10 protein-coding genes are annotated in these 13421 nt (G+C 71.7%); 6 read left to right on the top strand and 4 right to left on the bottom strand.

The window, feature by feature from the left end; all coding sequences use genetic code 11:
• The 4 genes from KWI83_RS00005 to KWI83_RS00020 form a co-directional block, all read left to right on the top strand.
• On the top strand, positions 1-595 hold a 595-nt coding region (locus KWI83_RS00005; RefSeq protein WP_218512124.1), incomplete at its 5' end, for a transposase.
• A gap of 32 nt (positions 596-627) precedes the next feature.
• Positions 628-1926, top strand: coding sequence for a 4-carboxymuconolactone decarboxylase (gene pcaC / locus KWI83_RS00010; protein WP_218512125.1), 1299 nt, complete (start codon positions 628-630; stop codon positions 1924-1926).
• A gap of 35 nt (positions 1927-1961) precedes the next feature.
• A complete protein-coding gene (locus KWI83_RS00015) occupies positions 1962-2594 on the top strand; it encodes an MBL fold metallo-hydrolase (RefSeq protein ID WP_218512126.1) in 633 nt (210 codons plus the stop codon).
• A 50-nt stretch (positions 2595-2644) separates the two neighbouring features.
• Positions 2645-3424, top strand: coding sequence for an exodeoxyribonuclease III (locus KWI83_RS00020; RefSeq protein WP_218512127.1), 780 nt, complete (start codon positions 2645-2647; stop codon positions 3422-3424).
• A 50-nt stretch (positions 3425-3474) separates the two neighbouring features.
• On the opposite strand, the gene KWI83_RS00025 is transcribed toward KWI83_RS00020, so the two are convergent.
• Positions 3475-5214 carry an SGNH/GDSL hydrolase family protein gene (locus KWI83_RS00025; RefSeq protein ID WP_256361592.1) on the bottom strand — a complete coding sequence of 580 codons (1740 nt, stop codon included), beginning with the start codon at positions 5212-5214 and terminating at the stop codon, positions 3475-3477.
• A 207-nt stretch (positions 5215-5421) separates the two neighbouring features.
• On the opposite strand from KWI83_RS00025, the gene KWI83_RS00030 reads away from it, so the two are divergent.
• Positions 5422-5829: a DUF6278 family protein gene (locus KWI83_RS00030; RefSeq protein ID WP_218512129.1), complete on the top strand. Its 408-nt coding sequence runs from the start codon at positions 5422-5424 to the stop codon at positions 5827-5829.
• A gap of 124 nt (positions 5830-5953) precedes the next feature.
• Here the strand turns inward: KWI83_RS00030 and KWI83_RS00035 are convergent, their stop codons facing one another.
• Together KWI83_RS00035 and KWI83_RS00040 are read right to left on the bottom strand one after the other, a co-directional pair.
• Positions 5954-7522, bottom strand: coding sequence for an alpha/beta fold hydrolase (locus KWI83_RS00035; protein ID WP_218512130.1), 1569 nt, complete (start codon positions 7520-7522; stop codon positions 5954-5956).
• A 132-nt stretch (positions 7523-7654) separates the two neighbouring features.
• The gene (locus KWI83_RS00040) at positions 7655-8404 is read right to left on the bottom strand and encodes a hypothetical protein (RefSeq protein ID WP_218512131.1); all 750 of its coding nucleotides are present in this window, start codon (positions 8402-8404) and stop codon (positions 7655-7657) included.
• Positions 8405-8519: 115 nt separating this feature from the next.
• On the opposite strand from KWI83_RS00040, the gene ggt reads away from it, so the two are divergent.
• Positions 8520-10322 (top strand): gamma-glutamyltransferase, encoded by a 1803-nt coding sequence (gene ggt / locus KWI83_RS00045; RefSeq protein WP_218512132.1) that lies wholly within the window; start codon positions 8520-8522, stop codon positions 10320-10322.
• 389 nt (positions 10323-10711) lie between these two features.
• On the opposite strand, the gene KWI83_RS00050 is transcribed toward ggt, so the two are convergent.
• Positions 10712-13246, bottom strand: coding sequence for an ATP-dependent Clp protease ATP-binding subunit (locus KWI83_RS00050; RefSeq protein ID WP_218512133.1), 2535 nt, complete (start codon positions 13244-13246; stop codon positions 10712-10714).
• Positions 13247-13421 lie beyond the last annotated feature (175 nt).

Here is a 13421-nt window from a genome sequence, read left to right on the forward strand (position 1 = left end):
GATCGCCGACCCCGCCCTGCGGGAGCGGTTGTCGAGCTTGGGCAATGCCGAGCTGTTCCGCACCTGCGCGACCCTCAGCCCGCCCGATGGTGGGGGAGACGAGGACGCGGTGGTCCAGGCCACCCACATGACGTTGCGCATGCTCGCCGAACGCATCGAACAGCTCACCGGGCAGATCAATGAGCTGAACCAACGCCTGACCCGGCTCGTCGAACGTCACGCGCCGCAACTGCTCGTACCGGTGGGCATCGGTCCGGACAGCGCCGTCACTCTCCTGATTACCATGGGGGACAATCCCGAGCGGCTGAACACCGAAGCGTCCTTTGCTGCCCTTTGCGGAGTCAGCCCCATCGAGTATTCGTCGGGCCGGCGGAGCACGCGCCGGCTCAACCACGGCGGCGACCGCCAGGCGAACGCGGCCCTGCACCGCATCGTGTTCACCCGGCTGCGCCACGACCCGCGCACCCAGGCGTACTACGAACGCCGCACCAAGGAGGGGAAGACCCGACGTGAGATCATCCGATGCCTCAAGCGATATGCCGCCCGCGAGGTCTTCAACCTGGTCAGAACGGTATCCAGCGTTCCCCCGTTATAGGGGCGTCCGTGATACGTGAGAGGGTCTGAGGCGTGAGTGAGACACCGTCGAACACCCTGCAATACCGCTTTGACGGGCCAGAAGAGGCTCCCGTCCTGATCCTGGGTCCCTCCCTGGGTACCACCTGGCACATGTGGGACCGCCAGGTCCCGGAGCTGATGCAGCAGTGGCGGGTCTTCCGGTACGACCTGCCCGGGCACGGCGGCGCCCCCGCCTACCCCGCCGGTTCCGTCACCGAGCTCACCGCCCGGCTGCTCACCACCCTCGACAGCCTGGGCGTGCACCGCTTCGGGTACGCGGGCTGCGCCCTCGGCGGCGCGGTCGGCGTCGAGCTGGCCCTGCGCCACCCGGAGCGGCTGGCCTCGCTCGCGCTGATCGCCGCCTCGCCCCGCTTCGGCACCGCCGACGAGTTCCGCCAGCGCGGTGTGATCGTCCGGACCAACGGGCTCGACCCGATCGCCCGCACCGCGCCGGACCGCTGGTTCACCGCCGGGTTCGCCGCCGCCCAGCCCGCGATCACCGAGTGGGCGGTGCAGATGGTGCGCACCACCGACCCCGGCTGCTACATCGCCAACTGCGAGGCGCTCGCCACCTTCGACGTACGGCACGAACTCGGCCGCGTCGGCGTGCCCACCCTCGTCCTGGTCGGCTCGGAGGACCAGGTCACCGGCCCCGCCGAGGCCCGCACCCTGGTCGCCGGGATACCCGACGCCCGCCTGGCCGTCGTACCCGGCGCCTCCCACCTGGTCCCCGTCGAGCAGCCCGCCGCCGTCACGGACCTGCTGGTCACGCACTTCTCCACCGCCTGGCAGCCCGCGTTCGACGCCACCGGCCAGATGGCCATCGCGGCGGCCCCGGTCAAGCCGGTCCTCGCCGCGCCGCCGCCCCCGCAGGCCGCGCCCGTCGCCGAGATCGCCCCGGCCGCCGTGGACCCGCAGACGAACGGGCGGCCGGACCCGTACGACGCCGGGATCAAGGTGCGGCGCGAGGTGCTCGGCGACGCGCATGTGGACCGGGCGCTGGCGCAGGCCGACGAGTTCTCCGGGGACTTCCAGGAGTTCATCACCCGCTACGCCTGGGGCGAGGTCTGGAACCGGCCGGGCCTGGACCGCCGGACCCGAAGCTGCATCACCCTCACCGCTCTGGTCGCGGGCGGTCACCTCGACGAACTCGCCTTCCACACCCGTGCCGCCCTGCGCAACGGCCTCACCCCGGCCGAGATCAAGGAGGTGCTGCTCCAGACGGCCGTCTACTGCGGCGTACCGGCCGCGAACAGCGCGTTCAAGGTCGCCCAGCAGGTCATAAGAGAGGAGACGACACCCCAGGAGTAAGCCCCCACCCCACACACCCCGGCCAGGATGGACCCATGAAGCTCACGAAGAAGTCGCACGCTTGCGTCCGTCTGGAGAAGGACGGCCGGACGCTCGTGGTCGACCCCGGCGGTTTCAGCGAGACGGACGCCGCGGTCGGCGCCGAGGCGATCCTCGTCACACACGAGCACGCCGACCACTTCAACGAGGAACGGCTGCGGGCCGCCCTGGAGGCCGACCCGGCCGCCGAGATCTGGACGCTGAGGTCCGTCGCGGAGAAGATCTCGGCAGCGTTCCCGGGCCGGGTGCACACCGTCGGCCACGGCGACACGTTCACCGCCGCGGGCTTCGACGTGCAGGTGCACGGCGAACTGCACGCCGTGATCCACCCGGACATCCCGCGCATCACCAACGTCGGCTACCTGATCGACGGCCGCGTCTTCCACCCCGGCGACGCCCTCACCGTCCCCGACCACCCGGTGGAGACGCTGATGCTGCCGGTGATGGCCCCATGGAGCAAGATCTCCGAGGTCATCGACTACGTCCGCGAGGTGAGGCCGCAGCGGGCGTACGACATCCACGACGCCCTCCTCACCGACCTCGCCCGCCCGATCTACGACAACCAGATCGGCGCCCTGGGCGGCTCCCGGCACCTGCGGCTGACGCCGGGGGAGTCCGCGGAGGTGTGACGGATCACGGGCGGGACGCGTTGTCGGACCCGCCCGGTAGGTTGTGAGTCATGCGCATCGCGACCTGGAACGTGAACTCGATCATCGCTCGTCTGCCCCGGCTGCTGGCCTGGTTGGAGAACAGCGGCACCGACGTGCTGTGCCTGCAGGAGGCCAAGGTCGCCGAGGAGCAGTTCCCGTTCGACCAGCTGCGTGACCTGGGCTACGAGGCCGCGGTGCACGCCACCGGCCGGTGGAACGGCGTGGCGGTGCTCTCCCGGCTCGGCATCGCGGACGTCGTCAAGGGCCTGCCCGGCGACACCGGTTACGACGGCTCGGTGGAGCCCCGCGCCATCTCCGCGACCTGCGGCCCGATCCGCGTCTGGTCGGTGTACGTGCCGAACGGACGTGAGGTCGAACACACCCACTACGCCTACAAGCTCCAGTGGCTGGAGGCGCTGAAGGCGGCCGTCGCCGGGGACGCGGGCGGCACCCGCCCGTTCGCGGTGCTCGGCGACTTCAACGTCGCGCCGACGGACGACGACGTCTACGACGTGGCCGCCTTCGAGGGCCTCACCCATGTCACCCCGGCCGAACGCGCCGCGCTGGCCTCGCTGCGCGAGACGGGCCTGTCGGACGTGGTCCCGCGCCCCCTGAAGTACGACCACCCGTTCACGTACTGGGACTACCGCCAGCTCTGCTTCCCCAAGAACCGCGGCATGCGGATCGACCTGGTCTACGGCAACAAGCCGTTCGCGAACGCGGTCAAGGACGCCTACGTGGACCGCGAGGAGCGCAAGGGCAAGGGAGCCTCGGACCACGCGCCGGTGGTCGTGGACCTGGAGGTCTAGGGGCAACGCCGTCGGCGTTGGGTCCAGAGCTGGTCCAGAGCCCGGCAGGCTCACAGCAGCGTCAGATCCACCGACTCCGCCAGCGCCGCCAGTCCCGCGTCGCCCGGATGCAGATGGTCGCCGCTGTCGTACGCCGGGAGCATCCGCGTCGGCCGCGCCGGGTCCCGTACCGCCGCGTCGAAGTCCAGCACTGCGTCGAACACGTCGTTCTGCCGGATCCACGTGTTGACGGCGGTCCGCTCCCTCTCCAGGACGGCCGTGCAGCGCGGCTCGCCGCCGCACGGCAGCAGGGTCGCCACCAGCACCCGCAGCCCACGCGCGTGCGCCCGGTCGGCGATCTCCCGAAGACCGGTGGTCAGCTGCTGCGCGCTCCTGCCCGACAGCAGGTCGTTGATGCCCTCGGACACGACCGCCGTACGCACCGAGGACTGGGCGTGCACATCCCGGTCGAGCCGGTGCAGCGCGCTCACCCCGGACGCGTCCGTGGAGACCCCGTCCCCGGGATAGCGGTCGCTGATCACGTTGTTGCCCGCGATGCCCTGGTTGAGCACCCCGTAGTGCGGTACCGCGCTCTGCCCCAGCAGCCGCCGGGCGAGCACGTCGGGCCAGCGCCGGTTGGCGTCAACGGTGGACCTGTCGCCGTCGGTGATCGAATCGCCGATCACCACGACCGACCCCGGCCCACCGGCCACGTCCACACCGGTCAGCAGCGGCCAGTTGGTCAGCACGGTGGGGTACGCCGTGGCCGCGCCGTCGGCCGTGTGGTCGCCCGGTCCGCTCAGATACGACCGCTGCTGCGCGAGCCGGTGCACCGGCGCCGCCGCGACCGGCCCGGGCAGATGGAAGCTGACCAGCAGACGGGCGTCGGCGGGCACGTCGAAGGCGAGCGGATCGCTGTACGCCTGGGCCCCCGCCGGGATCTCGACGCCCGTCGCCCCGCCGAACGTCAGCCGCACCGGCGTGCCCTCGGCCGCCGCGCCCGTGTCCTGCACGGCCACCGTCGCGCCACCGATCCGCACCGGCGCCGCCGCGAAGGTGTTGTCGAAGCGCAGCCGCACCCGGGGCCCGCCCGCCGAGGTGTGCACGACCAGCCGCAGCGTCCGGTCGGTCCACGGCCCCACGGCCGGATACCCGGACGTCGCCGTCGCCCAGCTGCCGGTCCAGCCGGTCGTCGCGGCGCGCACCGACAGGGCGAAGACATGCAGGTCGCGGGCGCGGGGCAGCCGCACCGAGGCGACGGTCCGCCCCGGATCGACCGGGACGGTGACGACGTACAGCCGCGCCTTCTCGGCGAGTTGACCGCCGGGCGTGTTGACGTGCGGCAGCGCCACCGCCTTGGTGGCGAGCGGGCCGCGCCGCCAGTCGGGCGCGGTGAGGACGTACGGGGAGCGGGCGCCGTCGGCGTACGAGACCGCGCCGGACGCGGTGAGGTCGGCGCCGGACGTGCTCGCGACCAGGAAGGCGAGCGCGTCGCCCTGGCCGTGCAGGTACACGCTCTGGCCGTCGGCCCGCACGTTGTCCGGCTCGCCCGCGACCCGGTCCGGCCAGGTCAGCGTGGCACCCTGCACGGTGAGCGCGCGGCCGGGCGTCCATCCGGCGGCCGCCAGGTCCTGGGCGGACAGGGACGCGCCCACGCCGTCGAAGTCGGCCTCGGCGGGGCTGCTGTCGTCGCTGACGGCGGTGTTGTCGAAGAGCCGCTCCAGCGGCAGCGGTGCCGCCGTCCCGCCGCGGGTGGCCTGGGCGGAGGCGGTGGGCAGTACGGACGCGATCAGCACGAGGACGACCGCCAACCCCCGGACACCTCGGCGTACCAACCGGCCCTCCTGCTCTCCTGTGGCGAAGCGATGATGGTGAAGCTGATGATCGTGAAGCTAGGGAGGCGGCCGTAGCGGGTCAACGAACCATGCGCGAACACGGCGTGAAACCGCCCGGACGACCGGAGGCGACCGTCCGCGCGCCTGTGGTGCGCACGCCGGTGCGAATGCCAGGCTGGACGTATGAACATCCCTTTCCTGGGCCACCGACGCCAGAGGCCCGGGGTCTTCGACCCCGAGGGCATCGCCGAGCTCCTGGCCGAGTGCGAACTGCTACGTTCCCAGGCGGACCGGGCGGGCGTCCGACTCGACGACAGTGTGGCCTCGTTGGAGGCGCTCGACCAGCTGCTGCCGCGCTGGCGGGACGACGAGGAGATCCTGCCCTGGCTGGGCAATGACGCCGGTCTGTACCTGGGTACGGTGATCGTGCGCACGGTGCCCGGCGCGGCCTGGGAGATCTGGCCGGACGGCCAGCCGGTGGTGCGGCTGGCGTCCGGCCGTGAGTTCGACGTCGTGGCCTCCGGCCAGGAGTGGGCCGCGAGCGGGGTGCCCGAGCTGTCGCAGCTGTACGCGGAAGTCGCCGAGTACTGACACGCGTTCGCGTTCGGCGGACCTCGACTACGATGTGCCGTTCAGCCCCGCGGTGGGCCCCCACGGCCGTTCGACCGTAGGGGCGGCAGTACCCGAGCCAGGCCCGTCCGGCGGCGGCCGCAGATCACTGCTCGCGCAGCGGAATCGACACGTACGACGGGTCGTTCGCCGGCGAGGAGAAGGTCAGCCGCGCGCCGGACGGGTTGTGCTCGATGTAGAGCGGGTCGACCGTGTCGACGACCAGGGCGAGCCGATGCCCCGCAGGGACGTCGTAGGCGGTGGAGAACAGCTCAAGGTCGACGCCGAACGGTTTTCCGGGCGTACGCCCGTGGAAGGTGTACGGCGCGTTGGTGACCAGCTTGCCGAGGCCGAGCGGGCCCACGTCGTACAGGTAGGCGACGAGGGTTCCGCTCGCCGCGGTCGGGGTGAGGGTCGTGTGCAGCTTCGCGGTGCCGCGCACCTGCTGGGTCGTGGCGTACTTCTCCGACTGCCATACGGCCGCCCAGCGGCGCGGCAGCAGGGGGATGGAAGCCGTCGGGGGCAGCTGGGCGACCTGGTCGAGGATGCCGGACAGGAGGACGACCCCGCCGTCCGCCCCGGAGTTGACGTTCGTGCGGATCGTGGTCGAGCCCGCGAGGTCGATCTTCCGGCTGGTAGCGGTGACCGACTTCCAGTCCGGGTAGCCCTCGTAGCCGCCGCCCGTGCGGGACTTGAGACGGACCGGCTGCTCGCGGTCGACGCCGTTGTCCTCGCCCTTGAGGTGGTGGTCGAACCAGCGCTCGGTGTCGGTCCACACGTCGTTGGGCAGGCCGAGCAGCCCGGTCGCCTCGGCGGTCGCGTGGTCGCCGGGGCGCAGGTCGAGTCTCTTGGGGACGGTCAGCTTCTCGTAGAAGTCCGCGTACTGGTTGGGCGGGAAGATCGTGTCGCCCCAGGCGTTGGCGAGCAGGAGCGCGGCGCCGCTGTCGTTGAGCCGGTCGACATAGGAGGCGGGGGAACGTTTCTTCCCCCAGGTGATCAGCTCCGGCTCCTTCTCCAGATTGGAGGCGAAGAAGTCCCTGAACACCTGCTGGAGTTCGGGGCTGGGCCGCCCGGTGATCCGGCCCGCCCCCTGCAACAGGGCCGCGGCCTGGGAGTGCTGGGTGCGGCTGGAGTAGATCGAGTCGATCAGGTCGGCCCAGCCGCTGAGCGCGGCGACGGCCCTGACGCGCTTGTCGTGCGCGGCCGCGAGCAGGCTGATGCCCGCGCCGTACGAGACCCCCGCCATGCCGATGCGCTCGGCGTCGGACGGGGTGTTGGCGAGCGCCCAGTCGATGACGCGGGACGCGTCGGCCACGTCGGGTGGCCCGGCGACTTCTATGTAACCGCCGGACTGCCAGAAGCCGCGGGAGTTGTAAGTGACCACGACATAGCCGGAGTCGGCGAGCTGCTGGGCCTGTGCGAGGTACTCGATCTGGGGCGTGGCCCAGCTCGTGGGCAGCACGAGCAGCGGGTAGCGGCGGCCGGCGTCGGCGCCCGCGGGCGTGACGACGTTCGCCTTGAGGATCGTGCCGCCGTCGCCGGTGATGTCGACGAAACGGACGGGGTGGGGCGCCGCCTGGGCGGCGGGGGCGAGCCCGAGGGCGCTACCGGCGACGAGAGTCGCGGAGACGGCGCCCACGGCGGTCGTACGCAGGGTCTTGCGCTGGAGTCCCACGGGTCACTCCTCACTCGTGTCAGTGCAAAGTGACCCGACGGTAACCGCGGCTCCTTACCGCAGGTAACCCGTCGGTAAGTTACGTGAAAGTAACAATTGTTGAAGGGTGCGGCCAGGGCCAAACGGCAGGCCCTAGGTCGCTCGGTGCGAGGTGCGGGGAGCGGTGGCCGCCGGGAGGGGGGCCTGGGCCGCCCTGGTCACGTCCGCGACCAGTTCGACCACGTCCGGGCCGTACGCCTGCGAGTTCACCACCTTCAGCAGCAGTACGAAGGTGTGGTTGCCGTGCTTGCGGGCCAGCCGCTCGTGGTTGCGGGCGAGATAGCGGGTGGCGGCCTGGTTGGTGATCGCGCGCTGGCCGCAGAAGAGGAACACCGGTCTCGACTGGCCCGCGGTGATACGGGCCAGCAGGACGTACTCGGTGACCCCGGCCTCCATGCGGTACCTCTCGCTGCCGATCTGGAAGGCGCCGCGGTCCGGGCCGGGTTCGGGGTCGATGTTGACGCGTACGCCCGGCAGCATCGCCGACATGTGGGCGAGCATCCGCCGGTTCGACCCCGGGCCGCCGACACAGAACTCGGTCCGCTCACCGAAGCCCTGCTGGGCCGCATCCTGGGTGACGACCTGGGCGTTCGCCCCGCAGTCCTTGATGAGGGCGGACAGTTCCAGCAGCGCGAACACGTCGTAGCGGTGCACCGCCAGGTCCGGGCTGCCGGCGTCCCGGTTGACCACGAGCAGCGACTCGGAGTTGTCCGGCAGCCCGAAGAAGGCCTGCTTCCTTCGGAGCCTGCGCTTCCACAGGTAGGTGCGGGCCAGCCAGCCGATCGCGGCGCTCAGGCCGGCCGCGATCACGCCGAGGACGATGTTGCGCACGTCGTCAGTCATGGGCGCGCATGGTAGCGGGCGCAGGGAAATGGTGTTCGAGCGTGGCGGTTTGGGCTCCTGACGCGCGCATGTCCATGGATTAGGCTGCGCGAACGGTCCCTGACTGGAGGTGCGGATGCGTCGCCCTGTCGTGCGGAAACTGACGGTTCTGGCGGTCTCGGCCGCCGTGGTGTCGGTGGGGGCCGCGGCGGCCCCGGCGCCCCGGACTACGCCGGTGGAGAAGGTCCCGGTCGCTGTCGGCTACGGCGGCGCGGTGGCGAGCGTCGACGCGGACGCCTCCGCCGCCGGTATCGAGGTGCTGAGGAAGGGCGGCAACGCCGTCGACGCGGCCGTCGCCACCGCCGCCGCGCTGGGTGTCACGGAGCCGTACTCCGCCGGGATCGGTGGCGGCGGTTACTTCGTCTACTACGACGCCCGGTCCCGTTCGGTGCACACGATCGACGGCCGCGAGACCGCGCCGCTGACGGCCGACGAGAAGCTGTTCACGGAGAACGGCAAGGCGATTCCCTTCGCCGAGGCGGTCACCAGCGGACTGAGCGTCGGCACCCCCGGCACCCCCGCCACCTGGCAGACGGCGCTGAGGAGCTGGGGCAGCAAACCGCTGCGCACCCTGCTGAAGCCCGCCGAACGGCTGGCCCGTGACGGCTTCACCGTCGACGCCACCTTCCGCGCGCAGACCGCGTCCAACGAAGCGCGGTTCAGGAACTTCCCGGACACGGCGAAGCTCTTCCTGCCCGGCGGTGAACTGCCCGTCGTCGGCGCCACCTTCACCAACCCCGACCTGGCACAGACCTACGAGGAGCTGGGCCGCAAGGGCGTCGGCGCGCTGTACCGGGGCCAGTTGGCGAAGGAGATCGTCGACACCGTCAACGATCCCCCGGTGGACCCCGCCTCCGGCTACCACGCCCGCCCCGGCGACCTGTCGCTGAAGGACCTCGCGGCCTACCGCACGAAGAACCAGGCGCCCAGCAAGACCTCGTACCGCGGCCTCGGCGTCTACTCGATGGCACCGTCCTCCTCGGGCGGCACCACGGTCGGCCAGGCGCTCAACATGCTGGAGCGGACGGACCTTTCGAAGGCGAGCGAGGCGCAGTACCTGCACCGCTCCATCGAGGCGAGCCGGATCGCGTTCGCGGACCGGGGGCGCTGGGTGGGCGACCCCGCCTTCGAGGACGTACCGACGAAGGAGCTGCTGTCGCAGAAGTACGCCGACTCGCGCGCGTGCCTGATCAAGGACGACGCGGTGCTGACCAGCCCGGTCGCGCCGGGTGACCCGCGTGACCCGGCGGCGTGCTCCGCGGGTGGCACGGCGGCCCCGACGACGTACGAGGGCGACAGCACCACCCACCTGACCACGGCCGACAAGTGGGGCAACGTCGTCTCCTACACGCTCACCATCGAGCAGACCGGCGGCAGTGGCATCACCGTCCCCGGGCGCGGCTTCATCCTCAACAACGAGCTGACGGACTTCTCCTTCACCCCGGCCAACCCGGCCGTGCACGACCCGAATCTGCCGGGTCCGGGCAAGCGCCCGCGCTCGTCGATGTCGCCGACGATCGTGCTGGACGAGCACAGGAAGCCGGTGGTGGCGCTGGGTTCGCCCGGCGGGGCGACCATCATCACCACCGTGCTGCAGACGCTGACCGGCTTCCTGGACCGCGGACTGCCGCTCGTCGACGCCATCGCCGCACCACGAGCCAGCCAGCGCAACGCCGCCCAGACCGAGCTGGAGCCCGGGCTGTACGACGACGGCGAGTTGCGGCAGCGGTTGCAGGACATCGGCCACTCCTTCCGCCTCACCCCGGAGATCGGCGCGGCCACGGCCGTCCAGCGACTGCCCGGCGGGAAGTGGCTGGCGGCGGCGGAGAAGGAGCGACGCGGGGGCGGGTCGGCGATGGTGGTGCGGCCGGTGCGGTGAGGCTTGCGCGGCGGCGCTGTCGGTACCTTGGCACCGCCTGCGCCGCCGCGTCTCGGTAACGCTCGCGCGGCGCGACGCGGCGCCCTGCGTCCTTGGCAGGGCCTGCGCGGCCGCCTTTTCGATGCCGCTTGCGCTGCCGTCCTTGGTGCTGCTTGTGCGGCCGCGGGGTGTCGGTGCCGCCTGCGCCGCGGCGTCTCGGTGGCGTCCGTGCCGCGCGGTGTTCGCGGTGTGGCGCTCTCGGTGCTGTTTGGGCCCCGCGTCCTGGGATCGCTTCTGCGGCCGCCTTCGGTGCCGCCCGCGCTGCCGTCCTTGGTATCCGCCTGCGCTGCCGCGCAAGCGCTCATTCGGTGTCGCCTGTGCGGTTGCGGCCGTCGCGCACTCCGTGGCGCTTACGCTGCCGCGCTCTCCGTGCGGAACGTCAGCTTGGCGTCCTCGGTGTCCACGGTCACCCGGTCGCCCTCCTGGACCCGGCCGTCGAGGAGGAGGCGGGAGAGTTCGTTGTCGACCTCGCGCTGGATGGTGCGGCGCAGTGGGCGGGCGCCGTACTCCGGCTGGTAGCCCTGGCGGGCCAGCCAGTCGACGGCCGGGTCGGTGAACTGGACCGTGATGCCCTGGGCCTGCATCAGGCGGCGAGTGCGTTCCAGCAGCAGGTCGGTGATGCGGTGCAGCTGGTCCGGCGTGAGCTGGCGGAAGACGACGATCTCGTCGATGCGGTTGAGGAACTCGGGGCGGAAGTGCTCGCGCAGCGGCCGCAGGATCTGCTCGCGGCGCGCCTCCTCGTCCGCCTCGGCGTCGCCCGCGCCGAAGCCGATGCCCGCGCCACGCCGGGTGATCGCCTCGGAGCCGAGGTTGCTGGTCATCACGATCACCGTGTTGGTGAAGTCGACCGTGCGGCCCTGCGAGTCGGTGAGGCGGCCGTCGTCGAGGACCTGCAGGAGGATGTTGAAGACGTCGGGGTGCGCCTTCTCCACCTCGTCGAGCAGCAGCAGTGAGTACGGGTGCCGGCGCACGACCTCGGTGAGCTGCCCGGCCTCCTCGTGGCCGACGTATCCGGGCGGCGCGCCGACCAGGCGGCTGACGGTGTGCCGTTCCTGGTACTCGCTCATGTCGAGGCGGACCATCCGCTCCTCGCTGCCGAACAGCGCCTCGGCGAGCGCGCGGGCCAGCTCCGTCTTGCCGACGCCGGTCGGGCCGAGGAACAGGAAGCTGCCGATCGGCCGGTCGGGGCTGGCGAGCCCGGCGCGGGAACGCATGACCGCCTCGGAGACGACCCGGACCGCCTCGTCCTGGCCGACGACCCGCTCGTGCAGGTGTTCCTCCAGGCCGAGCAGCCGCTCCTTCTCCTCCTGGGTCAGCCTGCTCACCGGGATACCGGTCTGCCGGGACACCACCTCGGCGATGGCCTCGGCGGTGACTTCGAGGTTCGCCCCCTCGTCGGCCTGGCCGTCACCGGTGGCCTCGGAGATCCGCCGCTTCAGCTCCATGATCCGGTCCCGCAGCTGAGTGGCCTGCTCGTACTGCTCGTCGGCGACCGCCTGATCCTTGTCCCGGGCCAGCTGCTCGGCCTCCCGTTCCATGGCCCGTACGTCCGTGCCCTTGGTGCCGGCGCGCAGCCGCACCCGCGCGCCCGCCTGGTCGATCAGGTCGATCGCCTTGTCGGGCAGACGGCGGTCGGTGAGATAGCGGTCGGACAGCTCGACGGCGGCGACCAGGGCCTCGTCCGTGTAGCGGACCTGGTGGTGGGCCTCGTAGCGGTCGCGCAGCCCGCGCAGGATCTCGATGGCGTCCGCGGGGGTCGGCTCGGGAACCATGATCGGCTGGAAACGGCGGGCGAGCGCCGCGTCCTTCTCGATCCGGCGGTACTCCTCCAGGGTGGTGGCGCCGACGATGTGCAGTTCGCCGCGGGCCAGGGCGGGCTTGAGGATGTTGCTCGCGTCCATGGAGCCGCCCTCGCCGCCACCACCCGCGCCCACGACCGTGTGCAGTTCGTCGATGAAGATGATCAGGCGGTCGGAGTTGGCGCGGATCTCGCCCACGATGGTGTTGAGCCGCTCCTCGAAATCGCCGCGGTAACGGGTTCCGGCGACGACACCGGGCAGATCCAGGGCGACCACCCGCCGCCCGATCAGTACGTCGGGCACGTCACCGTCGGCGATCCGCTGCGCCAGCCCCTCCACGATGGCGGTCTTGCCGACACCCGCGTCACCGATGAGCACGGGGTTGTTCTTGCCGCGCCGGGAGAGCACCTCGATGGTCTGCTCGATCTCCTGGTCCCGGCCGATCACCGGGTCGATACGGCCCTGACGGGCCAGGTCGGTGAGATCACGGCCGTACTTGTCGACGGTCGGCGTGGCCGCCGGGCGGGGATGCTCGGGGCGCGGCTGCGTGGCGTCCGGGGCCTCGGGCGGCAGGCCGGAAGGGGCGAAGCGGGCCGCGTTGAGGATGTGCCCGGCGGCGGAGTCCGGATTGGCGGCGAGGGCGCTGAGCACATGCTCGGGGCCGATGTAGCCGGTGCCGCTCGCGCGCGCCAGGTCGTGCGCGTCCAGCAGGGCGCGCTTGACGGCCGGGGTGAGCGAGAGCGAGGTGGGCGGCGGGACCTCGCCCTGCGGGTGCTGGACCGGGCCCGAGCGCTCGTCGATCTCCGACGCCAGGGAGTCGGGGTCCGCGCCGGCGCGACTGAGCAGGCTGCGGGTCGGTTCGCTGGCGAGCGCCGCACGCAGCAGGTGCTGGGTGTCGAGATCCCGGCTGCCGTGCTCGGCGGCGTACTGGGCGGCGCCGCGCACCAGATCCCGGGCCGGCTGACTGAGCAGCCGGCCGATGTCGACCTGACGGGGCCCCGGGCGGGGGCCGCCGAAGAAGCGGGCCAGGAATTCTCCGAACGGGTCCGAGTTCATGCCCTCCGGGCCAGGGAAGCCGCTGGTCATCACAGTTCCGTTTCGCTGATCGGCGTACCGGTGTGGACGAGTGCGCCTGCGCTGCGCGGCTAAACGTGGGGCACGCTCTTTAACACCTTTGCACGATCGGGGGCTGGTGGCATGTGGGGCGCCCACTGTTCGGGGATGTGCCTGGTCGATCGGCGGGTGCGGGCCGGCTGTGGTT

Origin of the sequence: Streptomyces sp. TRM70350, from assembly GCF_019219825.1 — a bacterium.
Taxonomy (GTDB): Bacteria; Actinomycetota; Actinomycetes; order Streptomycetales; family Streptomycetaceae; genus Streptomyces.

Bases quoted from the DNA above. Each gene is read 5' to 3' on its own strand.
- KWI83_RS00050 (WP_218512133.1), bottom strand. From the start codon at position 13,246: ATGACCAGCGGCTTCCCTGGCCCGGAGGGCATGAACTCGGACCCGTTC.
- ggt (WP_218512132.1), top strand. From the start codon at position 8,520: ATGCGTCGCCCTGTCGTGCGGAAACTGACGGTTCTGGCGGTCTCGGCC.
- KWI83_RS00030 (WP_218512129.1), top strand. From the start codon at position 5,422: ATGAACATCCCTTTCCTGGGCCACCGACGCCAGAGGCCCGGGGTCTTC.
- KWI83_RS00040 (WP_218512131.1), bottom strand. From the start codon at position 8,404: ATGACTGACGACGTGCGCAACATCGTCCTCGGCGTGATCGCGGCCGGC.
- KWI83_RS00020 (WP_218512127.1), top strand. From the start codon at position 2,645: ATGCGCATCGCGACCTGGAACGTGAACTCGATCATCGCTCGTCTGCCC.
- KWI83_RS00015 (WP_218512126.1), top strand. From the start codon at position 1,962: ATGAAGCTCACGAAGAAGTCGCACGCTTGCGTCCGTCTGGAGAAGGAC.